The 26,487-nt window shown below is 38.5% G+C and carries 22 protein-coding genes and 1 pseudogene; 7 read left to right on the top strand and 16 right to left on the bottom strand.

Going from position 1 to position 26,487, the window contains the following annotated elements:
* Nucleotides 1-106: 106 nt before the first annotated feature.
* From KNO58_RS14485 to KNO58_RS14470, 4 genes are all read right to left on the bottom strand, one after another.
* Complete coding sequence (locus KNO58_RS14485; protein ID WP_214755046.1) at nt 107-715, bottom strand: helix-turn-helix domain-containing protein; 609 nt, start codon at nt 713-715, stop codon at nt 107-109.
* 181 nt (nt 716-896) lie between these two features.
* Entirely contained in the window at nt 897-1,247 is a 351-nt protein-coding gene (locus tag KNO58_RS14480; protein WP_251026278.1) for a DUF1878 domain-containing protein, read from the bottom strand.
* A 406-nt stretch (nt 1,248-1,653) separates the two neighbouring features.
* Complete coding sequence (locus KNO58_RS14475) at nt 1,654-2,037, bottom strand: hypothetical protein (RefSeq protein ID WP_214755042.1); 384 nt, start codon at nt 2,035-2,037, stop codon at nt 1,654-1,656.
* Between the two features lie 744 nt (nt 2,038-2,781).
* Nucleotides 2,782-3,237 (bottom strand): JAB domain-containing protein, encoded by a 456-nt coding sequence (locus KNO58_RS14470; protein ID WP_214755040.1) that lies wholly within the window; start codon nt 3,235-3,237, stop codon nt 2,782-2,784.
* A 370-nt stretch (nt 3,238-3,607) separates the two neighbouring features.
* On the opposite strand from KNO58_RS14470, the gene KNO58_RS14465 reads away from it, so the two are divergent.
* Nucleotides 3,608-3,949 (top strand): YolD-like family protein, encoded by a 342-nt coding sequence (locus tag KNO58_RS14465; protein WP_251026277.1) that lies wholly within the window; start codon nt 3,608-3,610, stop codon nt 3,947-3,949.
* Nucleotides 3,950-4,085: 136 nt separating this feature from the next.
* Here KNO58_RS14465 and KNO58_RS14460 read toward each other — a convergent pair whose 3' ends face one another.
* Both KNO58_RS14460 and KNO58_RS14455 read right to left on the bottom strand, forming a co-directional pair.
* Complete coding sequence (locus tag KNO58_RS14460; RefSeq protein WP_214755038.1) at nt 4,086-5,684, bottom strand: AlwI family type II restriction endonuclease; 1,599 nt, start codon at nt 5,682-5,684, stop codon at nt 4,086-4,088.
* On the bottom strand, nt 5,677-6,240 hold the full coding sequence (locus tag KNO58_RS14455) for a hypothetical protein (protein WP_214755036.1): 564 nt from the start codon (nt 6,238-6,240) through the stop codon (nt 5,677-5,679). The genes KNO58_RS14460 and KNO58_RS14455 overlap by 8 nt, the downstream gene beginning before the upstream one ends.
* Before the next feature lie 229 nt (nt 6,241-6,469).
* On the opposite strand from KNO58_RS14455, the gene KNO58_RS14450 reads away from it, so the two are divergent.
* The 3 genes and pseudogenes from KNO58_RS14450 (at nt 6,470) to KNO58_RS14440 (ending at nt 9,248) form a co-directional block, all read left to right on the top strand.
* On the top strand, nt 6,470-7,603 hold the full coding sequence (locus tag KNO58_RS14450; protein ID WP_214755034.1) for a DNA cytosine methyltransferase: 1,134 nt from the start codon (nt 6,470-6,472) through the stop codon (nt 7,601-7,603).
* 24 nt (nt 7,604-7,627) lie between these two features.
* Nucleotides 7,628-8,533, top strand: coding sequence for an STM4504/CBY_0614 family protein (locus KNO58_RS14445; protein ID WP_214755032.1), 906 nt, complete (start codon nt 7,628-7,630; stop codon nt 8,531-8,533).
* Nucleotides 8,534-8,707: 174 nt separating this feature from the next.
* Nucleotides 8,708-9,248, top strand: a pseudogene (locus KNO58_RS14440) (recombinase family protein).
* Between the two features lie 29 nt (nt 9,249-9,277).
* Here KNO58_RS14440 and KNO58_RS14435 read toward each other — a convergent pair.
* The 5 genes from KNO58_RS14435 to KNO58_RS15495 all read right to left on the bottom strand — a co-directional run bounded on the left by KNO58_RS14435 (nt 9,278) and on the right by KNO58_RS15495 (nt 16,292).
* Nucleotides 9,278-11,128, bottom strand: a complete 1,851-nt coding sequence (locus KNO58_RS14435; RefSeq protein WP_214755030.1) for an ATP-dependent helicase — start codon at nt 11,126-11,128, stop codon at nt 9,278-9,280.
* Complete coding sequence (locus KNO58_RS14430; protein WP_214755028.1) at nt 11,125-13,002, bottom strand: ATP-dependent nuclease; 1,878 nt, start codon at nt 13,000-13,002, stop codon at nt 11,125-11,127. The genes KNO58_RS14435 and KNO58_RS14430 overlap by 4 nt, the downstream gene beginning before the upstream one ends.
* 246 nt (nt 13,003-13,248) lie before the next feature.
* Nucleotides 13,249-14,076, bottom strand: coding sequence for a hypothetical protein (locus tag KNO58_RS14425; RefSeq protein ID WP_214755026.1), 828 nt, complete (start codon nt 14,074-14,076; stop codon nt 13,249-13,251).
* 228 nt (nt 14,077-14,304) lie between these two features.
* On the bottom strand, nt 14,305-14,982 hold the full coding sequence (locus tag KNO58_RS14420; RefSeq protein ID WP_214755024.1) for a hypothetical protein: 678 nt from the start codon (nt 14,980-14,982) through the stop codon (nt 14,305-14,307).
* 905 nt (nt 14,983-15,887) lie between these two features.
* Nucleotides 15,888-16,292 carry a BA5345 family protein gene (locus tag KNO58_RS15495; protein ID WP_483297509.1) on the bottom strand — a complete coding sequence of 135 codons (405 nt, stop codon included), beginning with the start codon at nt 16,290-16,292 and terminating at the stop codon, nt 15,888-15,890.
* Nucleotides 16,293-16,773: 481 nt separating this feature from the next.
* On the opposite strand from KNO58_RS15495, the gene KNO58_RS14415 reads away from it, so the two are divergent.
* Nucleotides 16,774-17,187, top strand: coding sequence for a hypothetical protein (locus tag KNO58_RS14415; RefSeq protein WP_214755022.1), 414 nt, complete (start codon nt 16,774-16,776; stop codon nt 17,185-17,187).
* A gap of 522 nt (nt 17,188-17,709) precedes the next feature.
* Nucleotides 17,710-18,456 (top strand): coiled-coil domain-containing protein, encoded by a 747-nt coding sequence (locus KNO58_RS14410; RefSeq protein ID WP_214755020.1) that lies wholly within the window; start codon nt 17,710-17,712, stop codon nt 18,454-18,456.
* 749 nt (nt 18,457-19,205) lie between these two features.
* Here the strand turns inward: KNO58_RS14410 and KNO58_RS14405 are convergent.
* Nucleotides 19,206-19,430 carry a hypothetical protein gene (locus KNO58_RS14405; protein WP_214755018.1) on the bottom strand — a complete coding sequence of 75 codons (225 nt, stop codon included), beginning with the start codon at nt 19,428-19,430 and terminating at the stop codon, nt 19,206-19,208.
* 450 nt (nt 19,431-19,880) lie between these two features.
* On the opposite strand from KNO58_RS14405, the gene KNO58_RS14400 reads away from it, so the two are divergent.
* On the top strand, nt 19,881-22,094 hold the full coding sequence (locus KNO58_RS14400) for a glycoside hydrolase domain-containing protein (protein WP_214755016.1): 2,214 nt from the start codon (nt 19,881-19,883) through the stop codon (nt 22,092-22,094).
* A gap of 895 nt (nt 22,095-22,989) precedes the next feature.
* On the opposite strand, the gene KNO58_RS14395 is transcribed toward KNO58_RS14400, so the two are convergent.
* From KNO58_RS14395 to KNO58_RS14380, 4 genes are read right to left on the bottom strand one after another with little or no spacing between them, the layout of a single operon-like run.
* The gene (locus KNO58_RS14395) at nt 22,990-23,793 is read right to left on the bottom strand and encodes a hypothetical protein (protein ID WP_214755014.1); all 804 of its coding nucleotides are present in this window, start codon (nt 23,791-23,793) and stop codon (nt 22,990-22,992) included.
* Nucleotides 23,790-24,566: a ParA family protein gene (locus KNO58_RS14390; RefSeq protein WP_214755012.1), complete on the bottom strand. Its 777-nt coding sequence runs from the start codon at nt 24,564-24,566 to the stop codon at nt 23,790-23,792. The genes KNO58_RS14395 and KNO58_RS14390 overlap by 4 nt, the downstream gene beginning before the upstream one ends.
* On the bottom strand, nt 24,563-25,252 hold the full coding sequence (locus KNO58_RS14385) for a hypothetical protein (RefSeq protein ID WP_214755010.1): 690 nt from the start codon (nt 25,250-25,252) through the stop codon (nt 24,563-24,565). The genes KNO58_RS14390 and KNO58_RS14385 overlap by 4 nt, the downstream gene beginning before the upstream one ends.
* Complete coding sequence (locus KNO58_RS14380; protein ID WP_214755007.1) at nt 25,249-26,031, bottom strand: ParA family protein; 783 nt, start codon at nt 26,029-26,031, stop codon at nt 25,249-25,251. Before KNO58_RS14380 ends, KNO58_RS14385 begins: the two co-directional genes overlap by 4 nt.
* Between the last annotated feature and the right edge of the window lie 456 nt (nt 26,032-26,487).

Below are 26,487 nucleotides of genomic sequence, written 5' to 3'. Positions count from 1 at the left end.
TAAAGGACCAGACAACTTATAAGTGATTTATGAGAGTCCCAATTTAAAACAATCAAACCTGCCTAAAAAAGACACGATCTATTCAAGAGAGCGTATCTTTTCGTATTTATCTACTGCTCCCACTTACTATATCGAGCCGAATCTTCTCAATTAATGCTTGGATGATCTGTTCATCTCTCCCCGCAAAATCTTTGTTGAAAGGAATCCGCTCCCCTTCGAACATGAAGTAATCAAGCAGATACGGGACTCGCGGTGTCGCGTAACCCCATGTATGCTTCGAGCAACGTTCCCATACCTCGGCTTCGAACTCTTTTGAATACCGCATATGCTCGACAGCCGCCTTGACTTCCGATTTCTTTAGAACGAAGTAGTCCTCGAAGACGAATTTACCGAGAAGCTCGTACCACATCTCCTCGCGCGCTCGCTCTTTAATCGCTTCTACATCGACTTCGACGTGATACGGGGCTTCTTCTTCATTTTTGATGACATCCCACGAATTACCTGTCACCGATTCCGGATACAGCTCCCACCCGTCAGGCATCCGTTCTTTGATGAACTGCTCGAGCGCCTCCTCACTGATCCGATATCCTTTTTTACGCGACTCGAGCGGTTCCGCCTTGATCACGCCTTTTCGTACCCAGTTGCGAACCGTCTCCTTGTGGCTTGTGAGCTTGTTCTTCGATAAGACTTCAAATGCTTCGTCAATCGTATACATGATGAACCCCCTTTTAATACAATGATGATTTTATTAAATAATACCACATCCATTGTATTAAAGTTAGCTGTTTCTTTAATCAATTTCAAATTGATCACAATTCACTGAATGGATACCAAAAAAAAACACCATTCGGTCGAATGGTGTACCTCTTAAATTGTCTAATAATGTTGAACTCAATTCACTCTTTTGAATTAGCCTTATTTAAGTAGTGATGGAATTTGGGAGAATTCCCGTACAGACCCTCAAAAACTTCTGTCCATCTCTCTTCTATATGTAATAGATGAACGAAACTTTCAGCAAAATGATACCCTGCTCCAGGAACGATTTGATCTACTTTTCTTTCATAATCAGTTGAGTTTAACTCTTCCCCACTTCTTATTTTTTTTGATAGCTTATCTAATAAATCGAATAACTTGTTTTGTTGCTCTCTGGTAATTTCTGTTTCAAATAAAAATCTACTGAAATCTGAATTGACGAATAATAGTTCTTGGCGAAATTCAATTAGATTAAGTCGTTCTTCAATTGACATAATCATTCTACACTCCTTTCTTGAAACAAAAGCTAATAAAAAAAATCAAATCGAAATAAACAATAAGTGATAAGGAGAAATGTTTATAGCACGGTACCTTTAAAATACAAAATTAAAATCTTAACTAGTGTTTAGTAATTCCCTAATATTTTATTATTAATCGCATTTCTACATTGTCCACATTGAATAACTCATCTTTTGAAAAATATCATGTGATGTGGCGTTAGACACGCCCACGCTCTTGCTTTTGACGTTGCCCTTACGCTCCGTGCCTCCCGTCAGAAAGATCCAGGAACATAGAGATGCGGCGATGAGCCAGCAGCTCTTGTTATCGGGTCGTCAGGGGGGCAGCGGTGCGATGAGCGACTTCGCCCTAAGGCGTTAGACGCTCACGCATGAGCCCGGATCACCATTCCTTCTGCCACGCCCCGTCCTCAGAGACTCCCCAATCCTCGAACCGATACTTGATGAGCCAATGGACATGCATCACTTCATATTCGAATACACCCTTGGACAGCTCTGAGACGACGAAACTGACGTCTCCATTCGCCACCACCCATGTCCCGTAGAGATACACTTTCTTGATCGGACGCTCTTCCGCATCCAGGTAAATCAATACCCGGAAATAGGGCGAGTTCTGTCCTTCATCGAATCGGACGACCTTCTCGACGCCATGTTCCCTGTCGACGACACGCATCCACTCGGGATGTTCCATCAGTTCCGAGAACACGGTCCGGACGAACGGATCCAATCCCCCGAACGCATAGTCATCAAGCAACCCCTCGTCCATCACGTCTCCCTCCTTCCGGTTTTCTATAGAACGATTCCCCGTAAAAAGACAGTTCAGTCCTCATCCATACACTAGAAGAAATGATTCCCATTCAAAAACGTATACGTGTATACATGTATACACATATACAAATCTACATGTATACATCTAGAAAGTTCTTACGGTCGACCATATGATCGAAGCGTGTTGGTGGTGAAGAAAACTGTGCTTCTTGTCAACAACTCCCCTTCTTTCACATCACATAGGATATCCATACTCACAAGTTTAAATTCCCCGTTCTTAACGTTTAACCGATCCGGTAGGCGGCGTAGCAATACCTCCGTCATCTCGTCCATCGTCTGTTGGTCTAGTTGGAATTTATCCATCTGAATCATCCTCTCCATTTGATAGCCTAATGATATCTCGCATCCACGTAAGAAACATCTCACCTAATTTCACGTAAGCCCTGGTGTTGTTTCAAACAAGCCCTAGGGCTTGTTTAGAAAACATGGTCATTTTCAATAAACAAACTGTGTTTTCACTCATGACATTTCATCAAACAATCTTCTAACGGGACACGTCTAATCTTCACACACGAACCATCTCGTTTTCGTCACGCGAAAACGGACCTTTTCCGGATCCCGCTCTATGGATCCAGGCGAGAGCAACGCGAATCGCCCGTCCCGTCAAAGAAAAACGCACGTTTTTCGTCCTTGCCCTTACCGGACGGACCGGGACCGGTCCCCCGGCCCCACTCCATTCCATTCAACCCATGTACCCTCGCTGTTTCATGCTGACGTACGACTCGTCCGACCCGAGGATGAGATGGTCGAGCACCGGGATGCCGATGAGGTCGCCTGCTTCGTGTAACCGTTCGGAGACGAGGATGTCCTCCCGGCTCGGGGTCGGGTCTCCGCTCGGGTGTTGATGACAGACGATGAGGCACGAGGCGTTGTTCAAGATGGCGCATTTGAAGACCTCCCGTGGGTGGACGACGCTCGAGTTGACGCTCCCGACATGCGCCCGGTGGACGCCGATGACCCGGTTTTTGGTATTCAGCATGATGACGAGGAACACTTCACGGTCGTCGTCCCCGATGAACGATGACCCGATTTGTCGGGCGCTGTCCGGTGAGTGGATGATGGCGTGCTCGAGGGCGACCATTTCCTCGCGAACCTCTTGCTTGATACGAATGACCTCGATGATGGCGGATAGTTCCATGATGATTTGTCCCCTTTCGGATAAGCTGTCCTCAGAACGAACACCGTTGTGCGTCCTGTTGACGGGAACGAAGCGAGCGTCGGGAGACGGTGCAAGGGCGACCGCAGGGAGAGCCTCAAAAAAATGCGTAGAGCAAACGGAGGCCAGGCTTCCGTAGCCAACGAGCGAAAAGCCTCGCTTTGAGCCTAAAGCGAAGGAAGACGGGCCGGAGGGTGCGTCATTTTTTTGACGTCCCTTGCACCGACGACCAGCGAGCTAGAGTACGGAAACAGGACGCACGGATCACCGATCACAAAAAAGGCTGTTCAAAAAAGAGAAAACGGGTATAAAATAAGAACAAATGTTCGTTTTATGGAGAGGAGAAATTGTAATGACGATGTATCGCGACCGGGGTGAGCTGAAATGGATCCCATTCCTCATGCCCGAGCACAAGGTGCTGCTGACGAAGTACTATAAGGAAATTCAAAAGATCGAGATGCCAGATGTCGATGAACAGGTCCTATCGGTCTATGAGAACGTGCTGAATGACGCAATCTTCAGTGGGGATATGGTGGAGGTGAAATATGTGGAGAAGCGGGAGATGAAACGGTTCAAGGGGTTCGTGCACCGGACGAATTACATGGAGCGGACCGTCGAACTGGCCAATCAGCGGGACGGGATCATCCATGTTCCGTTCGAAGCAATTATTCACGTGGAACAATCGATGGACTAACGCCCTGGCGGTTGTTCGAAGTCTGCGTCACGAAACGAAGTGTCGCTCCTCGACTTTTCAAAAATAAAAGGAAAGAGCGACTATGCTCTTTCCTTCATGACTCGATTTACTTATATAACCGGATTCGTGTCTTGATTTATACGAATTGCTTCAAATCATTGAATCCTTTGTTTTTAGCATTCTCAATAAATAGACGGATCCGTTCTTCTCGAGGGATTTGATTCTCCAAACAATAGTCTAGGAAACCAATCAAAACTTCACGCGTGATCATTAACCCCTCAATCGTTTCACCTGTTAATTTTTCCGCGAGCGACGTGATCGACTCTAATTTTTTCTCACCCGTGAAACCTCCAGAGGTGACATACCCATAGAACCCAAGCTTACTTTCGTCATAAGTCATATAGTTTTGAATGTACTCCGATGCCATGTAGTTCGCGAGTTGCTGGGTTAGTCCAAACCCATTCGGATAGTGTTTGGTGTCGATGATGCCATGGATGGAACCTGACCGAATCAAGATTTCGATTTCTGTCTGCTTACCCTGGATCTTAGGTTGGTAGATTGTCTCGAACCCAATCGCCTTCAAGATTTCAGTGGTCGTTCGTTCAAATTCATTATGCGTCATGTCCCCTAGATATCTCTCTACAAAATCTTCAGAAAGATGATTCATTGATTCTTTTCCAGCCTGTACGGCATTCACGGCTTTCAATGCATCGCGTTTCCCAAAGACCGGCTCGAAATGAGACAGAAGCTCTTCATGTGTCAATTCCAAAGGGTTAGGGATTTTATTCAAGACAGTTTCAATTTTTTTTGTCATTTTAACCGAATTGTTGGCCGGTTTGATGTCTCCGAACTCATTTGATTTATAGCTGTCGACGTCCAGACCGCTGTTCTGGGCCATCCGTTCAACCGAGATCAGGTAACGCGTATTGAACGGGTAACGCGAATCGTAATAAGCGATACTCTCCATCGCCGTGTCGACTAAAGTCGGTTCTGTTGTCAGAATCGACATTCCTCTCTGATATTCAACCAATCCCGTATATTCACATAGCAACATGAATGTATGCGCAACGTCAGAATGGGCCTGATAGTAATCGCGAGCGGCCTTGTCATTCCGGGCCCGATGATCGTAGTGAACCGCTACCTCTTGCTTCATTGATTCTTTTTGTTCTGGGGACGCATTTCGGAATGATAGGATTTTTGAGACAACCTCTTGTTCCTGTGAATCTTGTTGTGCAGTCAAAACAAAATACGTAATTTCTTCTTTAGATAGACGGTACTCAAGCTCTGAACGTTGTACGAGTTTAATCAAAAAGCGCGCTGGACGAATACGGAATCCTTCTTCGAATTTTGGTCGGAATCCTTTTTCCATGAAGTAGGCATTTGGAATTTGAAGCGTGAGAATTTGCTTCTTCACATTCTCATATTCTTTAATCCCATCTACGAGTGCCTTCCCGACCTTCGTCGGTTTCACAAAGCCCTCTTTATCGATGTAACAGTACGAGAATGTCTTTAACATCGCGCACCACGTACGTCCACCTGATCCGTCATTGCTCACGTTGTTACGCTTTAACCCATGTGCTGCAAGGACTGATTCATAATGTTTGTGCAGTTCTCGGTTCCCTTCCCATTTCTTCGTGAAATTTTCTGTCGCCTCTTTCAATGCAGTGACGGCCTCCGCGTGGAAACGCGGATCTCTCTCCGGTCGTGTGATAAACCATACTTTACGTTCAGCCATATTGTTTCATCCTTTCGATTCTCATTTTATTTCTTCGTTCTCGTATGTCTGGTCGATCATTCAATTCAATCAATAACTGCTTTTTGACTATTCGGTTCCCCGGCAATGGATTTTTGTCATAATATTCGACGACTCGATAGATGACATCAAAATGGTTTTCGACTGCCTCATCAAATTCAATCTCACCATCGAGCTCAGATATCGATTCGATGGTCTCCCCATACTTCCTAATGATTTCTTCGATTTCTAGAATCGAGATGCTTGATGGATCACTGTTTTTTGTAAAAGAAGACATCGTTCCATTGATCAACTCTTTTTTCATTTCTAGCGCGGCCTTCCAGTATCGAATCAACATGATCGCATTGAAGACATTCCCGGCACGCTCGTCTCGATAGATTGAATTGAGTTCTCGTCCTGTCTTCTCCGATAAGATCCTTCTGATATCTTTTTGTGCCAGATGTTCTTTGAATGCACTTATGATTTCTTCTGTGATGAAACTCGAACAGAGGTACATTTCACATAACTCTCTTAAGTTTCTAAGGCGCTTATCTTTCAACTGCTCCTCCTCCTCTTAGGTATCCGTTGCTAAATTTAGATTACAACAAGCCGTCAAAGTAAAATCATTCGACATTGAATGATTTTACTTTGACGATTGTCTGTATTTTAGTTTTTTTCAATTTGAGCTTTAGGGCTGCTATTTGTTAAAAAGAGATGTAGAATAGGCTTATGAGTAAGCAAGAACATACTTTCGTTTTTTGAAAGCATTGAAAGTGAGGAGTTTTATTATGATATTTAAAAAAGGTGAACTATTTAATGGTCCAGGTGGCCTTTCTCTTGGTGCGAAAAATGCACGCGTGATTCATCCAGAGACAAACGAGGATTATCGGATCGTACATGAGTGGTCGAACGACTACGATGAGCAAGCTTGTAAAACATTCCGTTTCAACATCTGTGATGATATTGATGATAATTCCGTCCATCACGGACCCGTCGAACAACTTCCAATCGGAGACAAGTCGGTCCTGGGTGACATCGATTGCTTCGCTTTCGGGTTCCCATGTAACGATTATAGCCAGGTTGGCGAGAAACAAGGCTTGAACGGGACATTCGGTCCTCTCTACTCTTATGGGGTCAAAGTACTGAACGAGTATCAACCGAAGTTTTTCGTCGCTGAGAACGTAGGTGGTCTTCAAAGTGCCAATGAAGGTAAAGCGTTCATTCAAATTTTGACTGAGCTTGAAGAATGCGGTTATGTATTGACCCCTCACCTCTATAAATTTGAACTTTATGGCGTTCCACAAGCTCGTCATCGGATCATTATCGTTGGGATTCGCAAAGATTTGGCAGAGCAAGGAATCGAATTTAAAGTTCCGGCGCCACTTAACACACTCGACAATGTGAAGACGGCAAGTGAGGCGATCTTGAATCCTCCGATTCCAGAAGATGCAATGAACAATGAATTAACTCGACATAACCCTAAAGTCGTAGAAATGCTCGAACATATTCTACCTGGCGAAAATGCTTGGTCGTTAAGCATCCCAGAACACCTTCGTTTAAATGTAAAGGGAGCTCGATTGAGTTCTATATACAAAAGATTAGATCCTAATCGTCCAGCTTATACGGTTACGGGTAGCGGTGGAGGCGGTACGCATATGTATCACTGGAAAGAACCCCGTGCACTAACGAATCGAGAACGAGCCCGTCTTCAGACTTTCCCGGATGATTTTTATTTTGTAGGTAGTAAAGAACAGGTTCGAAAACAAATTGGCATGGCAGTTCCTCCTGCAGGAGCTCAAATTGTTTTCGAGGCAATTTTGAAGACCTTTGCTGGCATAGAATACGATTCAGTTGAGGCAACACCTAAATTGCAATTAAGAAATCTTAAAGGAAAAAAAGTCTTAAGTATTGTAAATCCTTAATTTTACGAGTTAGAGGTGACGATGATGTTATTTTCTCAAAAACAAAAAACTGAAGTCCAAAATATCTATCCATATGAAAGTCTTCCTAAAAAATTCAGGCTCCAAGTTTTTCACTTGATTAAAAAAATGTATTCAGTGAGCAATGGCTCTACACCTCAATCTCGTGATTATTTCAGAAAATTTGTTTCGACCATCTGCGAAGAACATGGCATTTATTCATTAACTTCTGCACCTGGATGTACCTCTCGTCCCGCGGATCCTGTCGCTCTATGTCTCCATTTCATAGTAGAGTGTACAGAGGACGATTGGGTAGTGGATATGATTGAATTGATTTTCATCGATATGATGAATTCATATTATTACAACTATCCTAGAATTAACGATGCATCTAAAAATTGCTATGTAGAAACATTGAATAGAAGATTTAGAGAAAATGGAATAGGTCTAGAGTTTATTAACAATCAAATTATTAAAGTTGATTCTATGATTTTGCATCATGAAGCAGTTAAACCTGCGCTGTTATTGCTTCATGATCCACGTTTCGAGGGAGCATTAGACGAGTATTTAGAAGCACACGAACATTATAAAAACGGAAATAATGATGAAGCTATTACTTCCGTTGCTAAATCTTTTGAAAGTACAATGAAAACAATTTGTATACTTAAAGGATGGAAAATGGAAAAGCAGACTGCTGCACCTCTAATTAAGACATTGTTTGATAATGGCCTCTTGCCCTCGTACTATATGACCCAATTAAATTCTTTAAAGACAACACTTGAAGGTCTAGCTACAATACGAAATAAAAACACTGCTCATGGTCAAGGAATGGATTTGATTCATATACCTGACTATTTAACACAATATGCTCTAAATCTTGCCGGATCGAATATTACGTTTTTAATTAAAGTCTTTGAAGAAAACACTGATTAATCATGTATTTTAAACGAACGTTAAAAAGACACTTTCGTTTATTGATTCACATGGAAATGAAAAGGGCTTTACATAGCCCTTTTCATTTTATCTAATTTGTCCATTAACCCATCTTTTTATCAATGTTCGTTTTCCGTTATACTTAATGAGTAAACAAACAAATGGAGGTACTTCATGACGAGAATTGGATATGCACGAGTATCAACCCTTGATCAGAACTTGGACTACCAACTAGATGAACTAAAAAAATCCGGTTGTACTAAAATCTTTCAAGAGAAGACATCCAGTGTTAACAAGAGACCAGAATTTGAGAAGTGCTTAGATTATTTACGAGAAGGTGATACGCTAGTCGTCTAGAAGCTAGATCGGTTAGGGAGAACAACGAAGAAGCTTCTAGAATTGATTGATGACTTGAAAGATTGCGGAATCAATCTTCAAATCATCACACTCGGTGTAGACACTTCTACTGCTGCTGGCCGACTATTCTTCACCATGATGGCTGGGTTGGCAGAGATGGAACGTGAATTGATTCGCGAACGCTGGACTTCAAGCTGCCCGGACCCGGGGGAGAATGGGTGGAAGAAAACCAATCGATGAACAAGTCATGACCAGAGCCATGATGATGTATGAGGCCAAGATGACGGTAGATGACATTACAAAAACTCTAGATATTTCAAGATCTACTTTTTATAAATACTTAAAAACCACTAGATGATTATAAAATATCATCTAGTGGTTAAACTATTATATTGCATTTTGAATTCGCGTTAAAAACCTTGAACGAGATTGTTTTTTCACATCACCCCATGGCATCATTCGCGATTCTGGATATGTTAGATAGCAAACTCTTTTTGCTCTAGTAATAGCAACGAACATATTGTTTAATTCTTCACTCATATCTTGAGGGGTTTTTGCTCTATAGTCTGGAAAAACACCCTCACATAAACCCATTATAAAAACCATATCGTATTCTAATCCTTTAGTCATGTGAACTGTTGAGAGTGTCACACCTTCTGAATTGAAATTTGATGTCCTTCCCAAAGAAATTTGATGCTTAAAATGTGCTAAATTTCTTTGGTCAACGGAAGTCATTCGACAATATTTATCCCAATGATTTGTCCAAACATCCATGTCATTCATTAGTTGTTCTTTCCAAATGTTAAAGTCGATATCATTGATTTCTGGTTCCATAGTCCGAACAACGGAAGTGATTTTTTTTATAGCATTTGGGAAGGAGGAAATGTCCATCATAATTCGTTCCCATGCTAATTGAATTTCTTGAAGAACTTCTAGTTTATAGGTGGGTAAATCACGAAAAGGCAGTTTAGTAATTTCACTCCTTTGTTCATTATCATCAAAACCTTCTATGAACAAAGGAGTTAGTTTGCTTTGAGTCATTTGATCTTTAGGGTTCACTAGAAGTTTGATACCGTTCTCAAATGCTTTACCTTCAAGCGTTAAACTTTCTATAGGTTTATTGGGCATTCTAAAATTGTACGGGATCTTTCTTATCTTCAATGCTTCCTCTAATGGTTTTAGAATATAACGATTTCTTGCAATAACTGCTATATTATCAAACCTTACTTTTTCTTCAATCCATTTATTACCGTCAGATACTTCATTAATGATTTGATCAGCAATCCATTCCGCTTCAAAAAAACCATTATCAAACTTCTGTATCTGCAAATCGCCTTCTATAGGGTAAACCACATCTCCATCCACGGTGTTTATAAGACTTTTAGCTGCATTAATGATTTTTTTTGTAGAGCGAAAGTTTTCACTTAATTTTTTGATTTCTGGAGAAAAATCTATTACAAAAAAATGAGACATATATTTACTATCTGAACCGTTAAAACCATAAATTGATTGATTTTCGTCGCCAATCATCATTAAATTTTTATGGTTTGAACACAAAGCTTTTATTATTAGGTACTGACTTAAATTTAAGTCTTGAGCCTCATCAACAAAAACATGCTTATACAATTGAGAGTATAGTTTAACGATTTGAGGTTTTTCCGTTAACAATTTATACGCATAGAACAAAATATCATCGTAATCTATTAAGTGATGTTCAATTAAAAGATTGTTATAAGCCTCAAAGATGGTCATAAAATCTTCTTCTAAACTGATATCCTCTTCCCCTAATCCTTGTTTAAATAAGTGTTGTTTAAAACGAGATATTTCAGACAGAAGTTCTTGAACATTATATTTTTTCATTTTAGAAATTTCTGCATCAGATAACACTTTTTTCATTATTTCAATCTTGTCTTTATCATTCTCAATAACAGTTAGATTTGTAGGTAAGCCTATCATTTTTCCTCTTGTAAGCACTACATCTAAACAAAATGAATGAATGGTACCAATGCTTACATTCTCCATTTCTTCTTCATCCAATCTAAGTTCTAACCTTTCTAGAATTTCTTCGGCTGCTTTGTTACTAAAAGTCAATGCCAATACACTCGATTGTGTTTCACTTACTAATCGAGCGGTCCTTTCAATTAGCACTCTAGTTTTACCGCTTCCAGGACCAGCAGTAACCAGTAAGGAGCCTTTTTCAAAGTTCACTATATCTACTTGATTTTTAGTAAGTTTCATATTTTCTCCTTAAGAATTTCATGATGATTGTTTATTATCACAAACAGCTCTAGTAGTTTATTAGGAATAGCACGTCCTGTATCTTTGTTTTTTAAAATAATATTATCCGCGATAGTAAATGAATACGCTGTTTTGTTATCTTTTAAACAATCCAATAAAGCTTTTTTATAACCAGCATCGTTCTCTGGATAATCTCTTACTCTATCCGAAAAAATTTTTTGTCCGCAACATGAACAAGTATCTTTGGTTGGCTTCCTTTTAATAAAAGTACCGTTTTTAGTTTTAATATAATTTTCAATTACTCCTTCACCTAATTCCGCTTCAAGAGCTTGAACTAATTCTTTGTCATAGTTCTCCGAAACTAAATACCTTTCAAAATTGTCTCCCATAGGAAGAAAAACTGTTTTATCTTTTTGATCATCAGACGACTCTCCAAACACTTCTTCAATAACGTTCTCTATAGATTCCTTTACTATTTTTTCTCCGTCACTAAAAATATAAACAGGTATATCAAATACTTTTGCAAATTTCAAAAAAGGCTTATATTTTCCATATCCATTTACTGATATAACATTAAAACCACATTCATAAATCTCTTTTTTAAATTTTTCTTTAAAGAATGTAGGGATAGATTGTTCTTCTGTTTCTCCTTCACATAAAATAAGTGCTTCAGAAAATAACAGTTCTCCTCTGGACTTAAGAATTTCTTGTTTGATTTTTCTTAATTCGTCTCCCATTAAATTATCATTTACACTCTTCACTGTAGTCTTACCATATTTTTTAGTTAAAAAAAGAATCTCAATTAAATCAGTCTGAGAAACTATACTAGGCGAGTGTGTACTAACAAAAATTTGTCCGCTTAATGACTTCATTTGTTTATAAATATTTCTTTGTGAATTGGGATGCAAATGGGCTTCTGGTTCTTCTAATAACACAATCGGATAATAACATTTATCTGCTTGTTGTCTAAGACCGATTTGCCAATCAACATATGAAAAAAGTGTTAAAAAGGTAATCCAACTTCTTGTACCCATACCATGGTTACTCATTGAAAAAGCATCTGAGTGCTCATCCTGAAAGTTAATAGTAAGATTTTTTCCTAACTCACTCAATTTTTGAGTAACCGGATGAATCAAAATTTTTGAATCTTCACTATCCAAAGTTTTAGAAATCATTCCCAACTTATCTGTTAAATGTTTAAGAATATCACTTTCATCAACTATTTTAGAATTAATACTTTCCAGTTCTTTTTCAAAATCTAACACTAAAGACTGATCAATTTTTATATCTTTAACTAACCTTGCGAAATAAGAAAACTTATCTCTCATGTCAGCAACTATATCTCTTCTTGCATCCAGATAAAAAACCGGTAATGGTTCGAAAAAAGATTCTCTAGGTAAAATTTTATTATAATCTACATAATCATTAAGATTTTTTGAATCCGGCCAATCTAAAAGAATTCTTCTCTCTACTTCATACTCACCCTTAGAACGATTGAAAACAATTTTCGCTCGAATCGAAACAGATTGATTTGAATTTTCATCTAAAGAAATAAACCTTCCAAAATGTAATTGCCACTCTGGTGTAAACTCTAATGCTCCATCCTCCGACAAGTTAGTAGGGGTAATTAAAACATCAACGATGGCCTCTCTAGATTCCATCTCTGCATCAAGGTCACCTGGAGCACGATAAACATCTTCAGAAGAAACAGGAAATCTAGGATCGAAAACTAACCTTAGAGCAGACAAAAAAGCTGTTTTACCAACGTTGTTGGCCCCAATTAATACAGTACCGGAAGAAGAGTTACAAGAAAAATCAGCAAACGCTAAAGATCTAAAATTACGAACACGAACAGCAGAAAGCATCAGAGACATCTAATCACTCCCAATTCTAATCAATATATTTTTATGTATCATGTATCGTCTTCGATAAGTAATGTGCCCATGCCTTCATGCCAAAACTTTACCTCTTCGATAATGAGACTAGCGAAAGGACCTTCATCTGTTTTTCAGACTCGGAAAGTCAGCAAAATCTTTTCACCTACATGATACATATAATCTCTACTTTTTTATTTATTAATTGTCTTGTTATCATTTCATGACGAGTTAGTCGTAATTTCGTTATTTATGCTCGATTGCACGTATTAAAGAATTATCATCTAACGAAAAAATTGTTACTTGGTATAGGGAGTATAAATAAAAGAATAATTTTACATAGTCTTCTTTTTTAACAAGTGAATAGTTCAAACTGCCATGCATGGTGTGATGTCTCTTAAATCCCCGATGCCCCCTCTCACTGTACATATCTGGGAAGGCACTAAGGGCATGAGAAACGAAAAGCAAATGAAAGGCAAACCCCTCAAGCGGATCTAGACTGTCTCTAAATGTTTTCTGCCTCTCAATCATCTTCTTTTTGTCCACATACTGAAGGGATTTAATTTTATCTCCCTGTATTTGGACTCTCCCATCCTTACTTTCGTGCCAATGACTAACAAATGTATCGATTACTGGATACAAAGCCATGAATCCAAGAATAAAATCCCCTCTTTTATAGGCATTGAACGATTGATGAAGAAGAATGGTGGTGCTCCCGAAACAACTTTTGTCTTTAACCAATATATCGATCTTCGATTCTAAATGTTCTTCCATCCATTTTAAAACCCATGAAGATGAAAAATTTTCATCCATTTCCGCAAAGGAGATAGAATCTAAAATATCTATGTTAGGAAAAATATTATTTTCGATCATCTGCTCTGTTCTGTCTTTCACCTTTTCATGAGCTTCATTTATAACTTCATCTAAACGTGAAAAATCAATATCACTAGTACCCTTAACAATCGACATATTGATTTGTTTAGTGATTTTTTTACCAGGTTCAATGTATGGTTGCATTTCCTTAAACTTTGTTTTCAGGGCTTTAGCTATTCGTTGAATTTCTTCGATAGTCATGAAGGTCCTCATTTCATAAATTGATAACTAAAAATGAAAGAACTTTTTCAGTTCATAATTCTCACTTTTATATACTGAAATCTTTATTGAGCAATTTGTAACATTCATTAGCATGAACTTTTCTATACTAATACTTTGCATAAAACAAATCAGTATTATGATTAACCTTTATAATAGCATCATTAATCTAATCAAACTTTTAGTTTCCCAAGCTACAATCTATTTTATTTATGCTGAATGATGTCTGTTTAACTTCATGTTTTCTTGTTCACGTACTTTTAACTCCACTATGTATGTAATCCAAAGATAGCTTAAAACAATGAAACCTATTGGTAATTTAAGGAACCCTTCACCATAGATCAGTTCTCCACCTAAAAGGAGCGTGGCAAAAACAGCAGAGTATTGTGCTATTTTAACTTTTATATCTTGTAGAGGTACTTTATCGGAGATAATGTGAAAGGAGAACCATAAGACGGATTCAATACAAACAATGATAAGAAATGTAACAGTTATTCCATCAATAGATTGAGGAGCAATTATCTCTCCAGTGACCACAAAAATGGCAAACGCGAGGCCCATTGTGGCTATATATATAACAAAACTCATAAAAATCAAACACAATATGTAAGACTTAAATGAAAAATGCTTAAAGAGATCTCTCAAACTGTATTGATTTAAAATTTTAGTTTGTATCGTTCCTAAAAAGACAATTATTGCCATAATAATAATGAAGATGCTTACAAATATATCAGGGATTGCTTCAGTCAATGAATAAATGGAGATAGCTACGATAACAGCTACTGTCATCAATAAATTTAATCCTGTCATCTCTTTATATATTTTTTCTGAAAGAAATAATTCAATATGTCTTACACTCATAAAAAAAAACTTTAGGAAATTTAACATATCCGTTCCCCTTTTTAAATTTTACTAAAGGATTGTTCTTTCATTCAATCTTTGTTCTCCTGAAGTTTTTCGCCTCTTCAAACGCATTGAAACCCTTATATTCCGCTTTTTATACTTGTCTACGTATTGACGAACAGTTGGCCATGGGTCTGTAAATATTCCTGTTTCCCTCCCTTTTACGCACTTCATATTTTGTTACGCCTACTCATCTAAGCTGTTTTTCTTACGTGAAAAAATCGGACTACTATAAAACGGAATTGAACAAGCATATCACGTCTAAAATTATAATCGAATTTCTTTTAAATATCTTCAATAGTATGGTAGATTGATTTGTACCTTATTGGAAAAGTAAACTGAAATACTTTTGGTGTACTCTTTTAAAAATTAGCGTCCTAACAATCAAAAGTGTTAATTACCTATAAATGATTTGAAGTTAAACAAAACACCTACAGAATAGTCTTGACCTTTACGACCCGAGTCTCCTCCAATAGATCGATCTAGAATAGTTACAAATGGATTATGAGTTCATCCCAGGATGTTATAAGCTTTCTGAAGAGTCAGATCATGACTGACGAGTAACAATTATGTCGTCATTGTCGGAAACGTGTTAACCCCTCAACATCGCGACCTATGAACAAAGAAAGAGTCTTGAGAAGATTAAAAGAATATAGATAAAAACACCGCCAGACGGACGTATAACCTTTTATTAGATATCAGAAGACCAGCTTAGTTTTCACCCATTTTTGGATCAGCAGAACCAAACGTGAAAAAACGCGAGTCTACTTCACCCTCGAATCTATGAACTTGGGGATTTCCATTCCATAGGCGTTGATTGAATTACGAAGGGGGTCCTTTTACCGAATCTCGGTGAAAGGACCCCCTTTTGAAAACTGAAAAATTTATAATTATATCTTAGCCTCTTTATTGAGTAAATCATTTAAATAATAACCTTGGTAACTCTTTAACTGTTTTGAATGATATCTATAGTTTTGAATAATAGTGAAAGCAAACAAACTTTGAAGTAAGGTAACTATTAGAATGTAAATAAAGGATATGTGGGATGAAAGACATATAACTATTGTGAATATAGTAGCTAGAATTATACTAGTAAATAATGTCCCCAAACTATGAATCAACGTTAAACGATCCCTATAACGTACCTTTAAAAAGTCACGATATCCTTCATTCTCTAACTCGTTTAAACACTTGTTCCAAAGAAATTCTATATAATAGTATTTTTCTTTATTATCTAAAGCTTCCCAGTTAAGCGGTTTAGGAAAATTCTCAATTTTCTCAGTAATGTCAGTCAACTTCAATTTTCGAATTGATCAAGAAAAGGAAAAGTATAATTCATGGATTATGTAATCTATCGGAACACCAATACCTGCAAAAAACTGCTGTTAAGCTCAATGACTTCAATGCTTCATTTGTTAAAAAACTAATAACCACTTCAAAATTCAATATGAATATCCAGGTCATTAAGATTCAACCAGGTATACCCCACCGCACTATTTTATCTGTAGGTATTCTTCATCTCCTTAATTTGTTCTGAATATGAATACTAATCTAGTTCATAGTATAATATTTTTTATAGTATATTAATATCAAATCAAATTTTTAATTTAAGAAATGATACTTTATAGAATTTAGGTGATTCATATACCCATTCAATACTTTAACTCAACTTCCGATTCAGTAGAGCAGATCCTAAATCAACTACTTGACACTAGTTGGTACATTGATGCTAAATGTCATCTCGGAATATTCATTTTAGATTTTGAAGTGAACATTATGGATTATAAGTACACAGAAAATGGCTATATTGAATTTAATACTTTAGCTTCTTGTAACATGTTCGATGATAAGTCAGAACTAATATTTTACAAAACAGCCATTAGTGAGAAAGCAAATTATTTATTTTCAAAAGTTATATACTCAAGTATCGCTTCACAATTTTTAGAAGTTTTTATTAAGTATGTACTTGTCCACGAATTAGTCCATGTAAAGCAAATTAAGAATGATGGATTAACTTATGAAATATACAATCAGACCTCATACAAACAAAATCAATTTGAATACGAAGCTAATCAATACGCTTTCAATTATTTAGTTAATAAAAACCGACTTAACGAATTAATAGTTCCAATAATTCATAAAAATGAAGTGATTTCCTATGACTTTAATAAGTATTTCGCTGAGTTATAATTTATATACACATAAAAATCTTTTAGATCTATCCGCTGTAAGATATCCTTAGAAAAGAAAAGTTTATTATCCTATCTGACAACTTATTTAGCGGCATAAATCTGTATTGAGTCTATAAAGTTAATTTCGTTTCACCAAAACTTTAATCTAATACTTTTTCCTGAATTAAAAATATCTTAAAAGCAGAAAACAAGACAAATTTGAACTAGAAAATGCTCAACTTGATAAACTGAACTGAATCTTTATAACTTTAATCGAGTTCCATTCAACCATTAAGCTCGATAAAGAGATCTGCTTATTTAAGACACTCAATTTATAATTATATGCTGTGAAAAATGATGATATCTTTGACAAAGATAAATTTTTAAACACGTGTATACATTTCGACGCCGAAATGTATACACTCCTAAATCACTTTGTTCTTCATATCTTGTGTTTAATTTAAAAGTACAGGAAGATAAAAGAAGATCAATCCGACATCTCTAATTCTTGTATACATAAAAACGTAAAGTGGTGATATTGATGCAATCAAACGAAATCAAAGTGACATCGTTCCGTGTCTCTCAAGAGGTCAAAGAACACATCCAACGCCTAGCGGAACAACGACAGCTGTCGACAAATCAACTGTTCGAACAATTGATTACATTGGCCGACCAACAAGCACCTGATTCCTTAATCGTGGAAGAGAACGCTGCGCTTGAAGCAGCATTGAACCAAGTCCTTGCACTATTTTATGAACGAGCCACAAGACTTGAATCTCAACAAAAAGAACATGATCGGGTCAACGCTCGCTATAAAAATACAGTTCAAGCGCTTGAACAAAGCGTGATTATAGAAGCTGAACGACTCAAAGAAGAGTATGAACAAAAAGCAACGTCACATGAAAATGAACTCACTCAATTACAAGATCAAATCAGCCAACTGATCACTGAGAAAAAAATCGCTGAAGAAACGTTGGATACAGAGATAAACTCATATAAAGAAGAGTTAAAAAATCAGAAGAGAACAGTTTTTCATCTAGAGGGTGAACTGAAGACGCTCGAGCAAGAGCGGAGCCAAATTAATCGTCAGAATCAAAGCCTGATAGACCTAGTTGACGAATTGAAGGCACGATCGCGCCGCAGTGAACAGCTCGAGGAAGTAAATCAGAAGCTTCACTTGGAAGTTCAGATTCTTCGCCGTGAAAAAGAGACGTTCGAGAACCGCTTACAGGAACAGGTCGAGCTCGCCGTTCTTCGAGAGCGTAATAAATCATCAGATGGTAAATAAGACGTTAACTGCACCCTAGTGGTTAGATGTATCTAATCACTAGGGTGCAGTTTTTTATGACTAAATTTACCACTCATCAAAAGATAGAGACCTTTGAACGGGACTGATAGTACGAATAGCATAGTTAACTCCTAAGAGACAGACCCAATCTTGGTGCGCAACTAGACGTATTTCAATATATGAAAAAAAAGACTGTAGTGCACCCTAAACTGTGCCCAATAAAATCGGCAATTTAATCAAAAGCACATATGGTTTACCTATCAATTAAATTATCTTGATATTGTTCTACCGTATTTTTTACATTCAGCTTATGTGATTTTCAATCTTTTTCTATTGACTCGAAAGAGCCTTTGTTAATGTGATCCTAAACATACTCAATTTTAAACTTTGGCAATATACTAAATCGAACGTTCTGATAACTACTCGACACTCGACAACTTATTACATCTCAAAAATGAGATGATTTGTTACATCAGCCTCTATGACCAGCAATATATCAAAGAAAAGGCTAAAAAACTGCGTCTGGCAGAATACCAGACGCAGTTTTTCTTAATGATTTAGTATCTATTTTTTGGCTCAGTTCACTATTCATTAATAGCATCATTTTGAAATAATTAAATAATACTCTCACATTCAACGGGTTAAAAAGTCTTTACATACATTGAACGAGTGGTACCAATTTGGATAGTTCGTATCCTATTGAATTCATGTTGCTCGATACACAAGTCAATTTTTATTACTTAATTTGATTACTCTGAGCTTTGTTGATATTGTTTCTTTTCAATGTGACTATCTGGATTGGCGAATATACCAATTGAAATACCAATGCTTAGAATAGCGTTTACTAAGTCTGTAATTTGGTTAGACAAATCCATACTAATGATTTCGAAATTAACTAAAATCAATAGTACTCCCGATACCACTCCAATAACAACTTTAGGATTTTGGATTCTCGTTACTATTTTTTCTATCATAATAATTCCTCCTTATCTACATTCATTCCTTTGTCCAATTCTTTCAAGTAGGATTTATCTTTTGTTAGACCACTGGTTTCTCTTTCCTCCTTCTTATTTCCCACTGCATTCCTACTAGATAAATCTCCGCAGTAGTAATCATTTATATCGCTTTTTTATTTGATGTAAAGAATAGTCCCAAAATCAACCTCATAAATTTCAATTTAAAGGCTCAAGAACTGCTTAATAAAAGTGATGAAATTAGATTTTTGCGTCAATATGTAACGCTTCCTTTAATATAGTCTCTTTTTTTACACCAAAAAAATTAGCTTTAAAAATACTCCAGAAAAAAACTGTCTTAATTTCTTAAAAAGACTTACAAGAGAATTTACAGTTTAAATTTATAGGATATAAATACGACGTACGACATTAAGGCAAATAAAAAGTTGCCAACTACAAGGAGGAATTAGCATGGATCCAATGGTATTACAGGTCCAAGAGTATTTAAATAACACATACGGAGGCCGGGCTGGCTATACAGTAGCACCCGAAACCGGAAAAACGGGTTGGTCGACAATGTATTCCCTCACTCGAGCTTTACAGATTGAACTTGGTATTACATCACCTAGTGATAGTTTTGGTCCTATGACGGCTTCTCAATATAAGCAATGGGGAGAAATGGAACTTGGACGAGTTCCAACGGATGCTAAAGGGCAGCGAATTGTTCGAATTTTGCAAGGTGCATGCTGGTGCAAGGGCTATAATCCTGGTGCATTCAACGGACAATTTACGGAGCAAACACAACAAGCTATTCTGAATCTTCAAACAGAGGCAGGATTACCAGTACGGGACGGAAAAGTGTATGATTATATTTTTAAAGCCCTCCTAACAATGGACGCTTATCGTCTCACTTTTGGAGGAGATCCTCGCATCCAGCAAATGCAACGAGATTTAAACTACCATTATTACACTACATCAGGTATTCAACCGGCAGATGGCCATTATCAGCGTGGGACTAATCGAGCTTTAATTTATGGCATTCAAACGGAACAAGGAATTCCTGCGTATCAACAAACTGGTTCAGTCGGTCCGACAACAAGAGATCGTCTTCCAAATCTTTCGCTCGGAGACTCTGGCGTATTTGTAAAATTCCTTCAATACGCGATGTATGTAAACAATTTTGATACTGGTTCGTTTGGCAGTTCATTTACTTCATCAGTACAATCAAAAGTATTTGAATTTCAAGAATTTGTAGGATTGGTACCAAATGGCTCAGTTGGTCGCCAAACTTGGCTTTCTTTACTTGTGAGTTCTGGAGACCCTACTCGACGAGGAACGGCCTCTGATTGTATCACCGAAGTAACGCCAGCTCGTGCTCAGACATTAGTCAATGCTGGCTATAAAACAGTCGGTCGTTATCTATCTAATGTTCCTGGAGGACTAAATAAAAAAATCCAACCCGGAGAGCTGGACACAATTTTTGATGCTGGAATGACTGTCTTCCCAATTTTCCAAACTCGGGGATCACGGGTTGAAGACTTCAGTAAATCTCAAGGGATGACTGCAGCTACAGAAGCCCATAAAGCAGCTAGCAGTTATGGTTTTAAAAAAGATACTATCATCTATTTCGCAGTCGATTTTGATGCTTTAGGTTATCAAATCACTGACAATATCATTCCACACTTTGAAGGAATCAATCAAAAACTACAAGAACTCGGTGGGAGATATCGCGTAGGAGTTTACGGTCCTCGTAGTGTGTGTAGTGGTGTTTCTGATAGAGGATTCGCAGTAACAAGTTTCGTAAGTGGAATGTCAAACGGCTTCAGTGGAAACTTAGGGTATCCACTTCCAAAGAACTGGGCGTTTGATCAGATTTCTACTATCTCACTAGGCAGTGGGGATGGATTTATTGAAATCGATAATAATATTAATTCTGGTAGAGACAGCGGTCAATCATCTGTAGGGCCACGTGAAATTGATCCTAATGAAGATTCAATGGCATACACAGCACTATATAATAAGTTTAAAGAAATTGCTTCTCAAATCCCGCTTTTACATGAAGGTCCAATTAATTTATTTGATATTGAGTTTAAATTTAATCAGCAATATCAAGTTCTAGGAACTCCAAACCTCGATGTATTCGTAAAAGCCGACGCAGCAGTTGTGATGCCAGGGCTTCCGGAACTTTCTTTTGTCCAATTAACAAATACGAACGGTCAAACAAGTGTAGACGCTAAGACACTTCTAGAAGGAACTGCCTCTAAACTTTCAGTACAAGAAATTGAGGATTACGACAATTTTTTGAAAAACATCGCTCTTTCAGCAAATAATGGATTTTTAGCTGCTTCTTTAACTGCTGTAGGAAATGAATTAACCATTGATCTTAAAGTGTTTAGTGAAGAAGTGGAAGTTAGTATGACAAAAGATAAAATGTTACTCGAGATTACTGTCACACTAATTCTTAGAAATGATCAACCAGGAGGAACACCATCTCCTGCACCATCTCCTATTTGGAATGAACTTCTTGTAACAGCTGGGACAGGGCTTGTAGTTATAGGTACTGCTGCATTGTTAGTGTTTGCTTTACCTAAGTTAGTAGCTATCGGGGCTATTGGTAGTGCTGCAGCGGTAGTATACTTCTTGATAAATGGAGAACTGCCTGAAGGACCTGATATTGGGGGTTAAAAACTCTCTTAATCAGAATGACCTAGGGATTTGAGACACATATAAAAACACCTTAATTAGGCTGCCTAGTACCGTATTTTAACAGTATTAGGTAGCCTAATTTTTATTGAATCCGTTTTTCGTTGTAGTAATTTAAATATTGTGTCTCCCTTTCATAGACCTCGTTGTATCCCAATGAGTTGAATTTGACGTATTAGAATTCCTCAGACTTCAAATTCAAGGATAACGATTCGCATACTGTATTGTCTCAACAGTTACCTCCCTTCGCGGTACATGTTACTCATAAGATAGTTCCTATACACGTACTCTTGAATGGTATAGGATCATAGACACTTGCTTGGTCAGAATGTATGATAACCCCCTTGGGATGTTCTCAAACCTTCAACGCCTTCTTTAACGTATTGATGACGAGAAGCGTCTGTTGGTCCTCGTGTATCTTGTAAGCGAAAACCTCATTGTTTAATAGGTAGATAATCGTGGAGAAGTATTTCGTCGTGTTACCCTATTGAATATAGGTGATGTCCGTCACCCACATCTTAGTCGGTTCTCGCTGGGGAAGGTGAGGGGAACGATGAAACGCTCTTTCACATTCGCTTAGGTTTGCGTAAACAGCAATTTTATTTTTTGGTGTCGTTTCGATACATTATATGTTTACATAGTTTGATAAGCGCCTCTTTTAACACTGAAGAGTTTTTCATCACTGCTCTCGTACACCAATGCTTATAGGTTGCTCGCGGCACATCTAGTACATTTAGAATAATATTGACCGTATATATCCGTATGATGAATGATATATATTTACGGTTTTTATAGATTGAACTCAAAGTTATAAAGAGTTTAATCTATATCGAAATATTTTAATGTGTAAACTATGTGTAAAATATATACAATTTAATTATAACTCATTTAAATACTTGCTTAATGCACGCCGAATAATCTCGTCTTCTGACACACACTCTTTTTGAGCAACTTGTATTAATCCAACATATATAGGATCTGTCAAATCAACAAAACGAATCTGTACACGCTTTGGCTTAAGCAATTGAGCATCGACTTTAAGCACTCGTTCTTTCTCACGTTCAATCAACATGCGTTTGACTTCACGAAGTTCTTCACGAGTCATATCATAAACAGTTTTATCTCCTGAAGGTGTGAAGTATTTTTTATGTTCAAGTAACGCGAGCTTTGGATCTTCTGGCCACGATAACAACTCAGCAAGCTTTGTTGCACTAAAGTCCTGCTTAAGTGTCTTCTCTAAAATGTTCGGACCAAACGTGTTCCAAAATGAGACGAATCGACTGACTTGTGGCTGAGACATCCCGATTTTATTTAAGAAGTCCTTCCACGTTCCTTGTTCTTTTTGGAACTCTTTTTTTGTTTCCGGATCCCGGAATAGACTGTTCGCATGAGCAAGGATACGACACTTTTCGACAAAACTAGTCGCTTGAATCGCATCGATGTGGTTGTAATACTGAACGATTCCATCCATGTCCTCGGGCAGCTTCTTCGTAATGATACGTGACAATCCCGTCGCTGGGAGGGCCTGATAAGGGTTCGACACGGTCGTCGTCGCAGAGAACTCTTTCACGGCCTCCACTTGTTCCATACGGCTATCCGTCGCTTGTTGACCCTGATTCACTGGAAGGTTGGCACTGAATGTCGAGATTTTAGGTGTATGTTTCTTTTGGTTTCGTGTCATAACGAAAGGACCTCCTGAGCAAGTTTTAGATATGCATCGGTTGCTGGGCTCTTGTGATCAATGACCGGACGAGACTCCCGTTGTAGTGTCTGAACCTTCACCGCGTAAGGTATCGTCGTCAAAACCGGAATACCGACTTCTTTTCCGAGTTCTTCAAGTTCCTCGACTGTCGTGACATCCCCTTTTGAGCGGGCGCTCACCATCGTCGGGATGAATGCTGCGATATGGATGTCTTCCCGGAAGCGCTTCATCTCTTCGAGCTCTTCTGGAGCCGAGTAGACGGCGTCCATCGAGAACTTCTGCATCTGGACAGGCATAACGATTCGATCCTGGGCGACGAGTGCGCAGCGAGCATACGGGTTAAGCGCTGAAGTCGATCCTGGGCAATCGATTAAGCAGATATCAAACAGCTCGTCAATCTTGGTGAGTTCTTCACTGAGTCGATACTCGTACCCAATTTGGCTCGTCAAGTCACTTGGTGAAGCCGAACGTCTGGTTGGCACAAGATAGACGGTACCTGTCTCATACTCACATGTCACAATGACATGTTCGATTGGTGTATAAAACGGATCATTTTCTTCTAGTAGACAATCGAGTAAGACTTTCCCTTCGTAATCGTTTGTCAGACCGAGCCCGTTTGTCGAAGACGCCTGGTCGTCCGCGTCGATGACGAGGACACGTAATCCGTCACGCGCATAGGCATGAGCCAAATTGATGGTGGTCGTCGACTTCCCGACGCCGCCCTTTCGATTGTACAATGCGATTTTCTTCATGATTCGTCTCCTCGCTTCTCGTCTGTGACGTCGATGATATTGTCGTTCACGGTCCGCTCGATGATTTCCGTCAGGAGTTCACTCACACTCCGATTTTGGGCATGTGCATATTGTTGGAACTGATCGGACAACTCGGACGGGATTCGTGCTGAAAGAACGGCAGATGGTTTCTTTGTTTTTTGAAACGGGCTGACTTTGACCTGTTGCACAGGCTCACGGGTCTTACGGGCCTCACGGATTTGTTTGACCGTCAACTCGTCGACGCTTCGTGACTCTCCATCAATATAGAGTCCCTGTTCGACTACCTCTTCGACGTTGTCGAGATACATCAGTTCAAACAGTTTGGAAGCCGGTAAGCTCGCAAGTGATGATTCGAGTGGATGTAACGTCTCATAGGCTTTGACGTACCGAGAGGCAAGAGAACTCGACATGGTCACGGCTTCGAGGAACCCCATCCACTCTTTTTTGTCATGCATCTCAGAACGAGCGATGACGAGCCGCTTCCCGATCTCAAATACAGAAATCGTTTGAACTTTTGAAAGCTCATTGATTTCATGAACGAGGTCCTCGACTTCTTTAGAGACCGGAAGTTTTTGGACGAGCCCGCTGATATTCGTCAAACCACTTTGATACGGGTGCTGCTCACTCGGCTTGATTTTATGAATGTTACGATTCCGTGCCTTCATGATGTCTCACCTGCCTGTTCAACGACTTGCTTAGCCAATAGTCGAAACGGTTCAGCAAGTACCTTCGATTCCTTGGAGCGGTACTGGATGACACTCTTTCCACTATCGGCAGCTTTCTCGATGAATGTGGAGCGCTTGATCATCGGAAGAATGTCTAACTCCTCTTCCTTCGCGATGACTTCCATCGCCTCATAATACTCTTTATCTGCCTTTAAAGAAGCATCCATGGCGACGGGAAGTATACCTGTGATGACAAGGTCCGGGTTATAGAACTTTTTCACTTTTTGTACGGTCCGTACCGTACTCGCAAGTTGGTCGAACACGAGCTTTTTCGGCATGAACGGGATGACCGTCATGTTTGACGTCGAAAGCACGACTTTCGAGAGTTCGTTGATTGATGGAACCGAATCTAAGATGATCCAATCAAACTCATCCTCGAGCGGTGCGATCATGTCCTTTAATAGGAAGAGCTTATCTTGCTCAGAGATTAAATTGATCAACCTCGCATTTCGTTCATTCGAGGGGAGAAGACTCACGTGATACGTTTCATCATCAAACAGGACTTCTCGGATATCGAGATTGCGTGTATGTACATCAAACATCGTCATATATTTGATTGTGTCAGACTCTTTTAACATCAGCTTACTGAGCGAGCCTTGGGGATCTAAATCAATGATGAGGACTCGTTGTCCCAGCTCACCCAACGCGTAAGCCATATTCAAAGAACAGGTCGTCTTGCCTGATCCACCTTTCGATATGTAAAACGTGAGTATGTTCATCTTCTCTCCCCTTTCTCTTTCATATCATGTCATATTCACTCTTTGCATTCAACATAAAAACAGCAAAGACACTGATAAATCCAATATAAAAATGTATACAGTAGTAATTTTTTATATGTATACGATTTTTGAATCTAAATTTTTTCTGTATACGTTTCGACGTCGAATTGTATACAGAGGTGTTTTTTGTATAGGTATTTATACAAGTTCCGGTGCGAACGTCAAACATATTTGTAGATCTTTTTTATAGAAGAAATACGTGGCACATCTGGACATGATTTAAATAATAGAAGAAGAGATAAAACCATATTCTTCTGAATTAAAAAAATATAAATAGATTAGAGAGAGTTAAATAAAGATTAATAGAATTAGAAAAAGAAGAGGGTCTCTCAAGCCAGTCATACCAATCCTTCTGACGATTTAAGTGAAAAGAGATATTTCAAAAGGGCCATCGTT

Source organism: Exiguobacterium sp. J17977 (assembly GCF_018616375.1).
In the GTDB taxonomy this organism is placed as follows: Bacteria; Bacillota; Bacilli; order Exiguobacteriales; family Exiguobacteriaceae; genus Exiguobacterium; species Exiguobacterium mexicanum.
This window is presented reverse-complemented; position numbering and strand designations above follow the sequence as displayed.

What these genes read in the sequence shown, in the direction of transcription:
- KNO58_RS14485 (WP_214755046.1), bottom strand. Translation starts at nt 715, where the DNA reads ATGTATACGATTGACGAAGCATTTGAAGTCTTATCGAAGAACAAGCTC.
- KNO58_RS14480 (WP_251026278.1), bottom strand. Translation starts at nt 1,247, where the DNA reads ATGTCAATTGAAGAACGACTTAATCTAATTGAATTTCGCCAAGAACTA.
- KNO58_RS14475 (WP_214755042.1), bottom strand. Translation starts at nt 2,037, where the DNA reads ATGGACGAGGGGTTGCTTGATGACTATGCGTTCGGGGGATTGGATCCG.
- KNO58_RS14470 (WP_214755040.1), bottom strand. Translation starts at nt 3,237, where the DNA reads ATGGAACTATCCGCCATCATCGAGGTCATTCGTATCAAGCAAGAGGTT.
- KNO58_RS14465 (WP_251026277.1), top strand. Translation starts at nt 3,608, where the DNA reads ATGACGATGTATCGCGACCGGGGTGAGCTGAAATGGATCCCATTCCTC.
- KNO58_RS14460 (WP_214755038.1), bottom strand. Translation starts at nt 5,684, where the DNA reads ATGGCTGAACGTAAAGTATGGTTTATCACACGACCGGAGAGAGATCCG.
- KNO58_RS14450 (WP_214755034.1), top strand. Translation starts at nt 6,470, where the DNA reads ATGATATTTAAAAAAGGTGAACTATTTAATGGTCCAGGTGGCCTTTCT.
- KNO58_RS14445 (WP_214755032.1), top strand. Translation starts at nt 7,628, where the DNA reads ATGTTATTTTCTCAAAAACAAAAAACTGAAGTCCAAAATATCTATCCA.
- KNO58_RS14435 (WP_214755030.1), bottom strand. Translation starts at nt 11,128, where the DNA reads ATGAAACTTACTAAAAATCAAGTAGATATAGTGAACTTTGAAAAAGGC.
- KNO58_RS14430 (WP_214755028.1), bottom strand. Translation starts at nt 13,002, where the DNA reads ATGTCTCTGATGCTTTCTGCTGTTCGTGTTCGTAATTTTAGATCTTTA.
- KNO58_RS14425 (WP_214755026.1), bottom strand. Translation starts at nt 14,076, where the DNA reads ATGACTATCGAAGAAATTCAACGAATAGCTAAAGCCCTGAAAACAAAG.
- KNO58_RS14420 (WP_214755024.1), bottom strand. Translation starts at nt 14,982, where the DNA reads ATGTTAAATTTCCTAAAGTTTTTTTTTATGAGTGTAAGACATATTGAA.
- KNO58_RS14415 (WP_214755022.1), top strand. Translation starts at nt 16,774, where the DNA reads ATGGATTATAAGTACACAGAAAATGGCTATATTGAATTTAATACTTTA.
- KNO58_RS14410 (WP_214755020.1), top strand. Translation starts at nt 17,710, where the DNA reads ATGCAATCAAACGAAATCAAAGTGACATCGTTCCGTGTCTCTCAAGAG.
- KNO58_RS14405 (WP_214755018.1), bottom strand. Translation starts at nt 19,430, where the DNA reads ATGATAGAAAAAATAGTAACGAGAATCCAAAATCCTAAAGTTGTTATT.
- KNO58_RS14400 (WP_214755016.1), top strand. Translation starts at nt 19,881, where the DNA reads ATGGATCCAATGGTATTACAGGTCCAAGAGTATTTAAATAACACATAC.
- KNO58_RS14395 (WP_214755014.1), bottom strand. Translation starts at nt 23,793, where the DNA reads ATGACACGAAACCAAAAGAAACATACACCTAAAATCTCGACATTCAGT.
- KNO58_RS14390 (WP_214755012.1), bottom strand. Translation starts at nt 24,566, where the DNA reads ATGAAGAAAATCGCATTGTACAATCGAAAGGGCGGCGTCGGGAAGTCG.
- KNO58_RS14385 (WP_214755010.1), bottom strand. Translation starts at nt 25,252, where the DNA reads ATGAAGGCACGGAATCGTAACATTCATAAAATCAAGCCGAGTGAGCAG.
- KNO58_RS14380 (WP_214755007.1), bottom strand. Translation starts at nt 26,031, where the DNA reads ATGAACATACTCACGTTTTACATATCGAAAGGTGGATCAGGCAAGACG.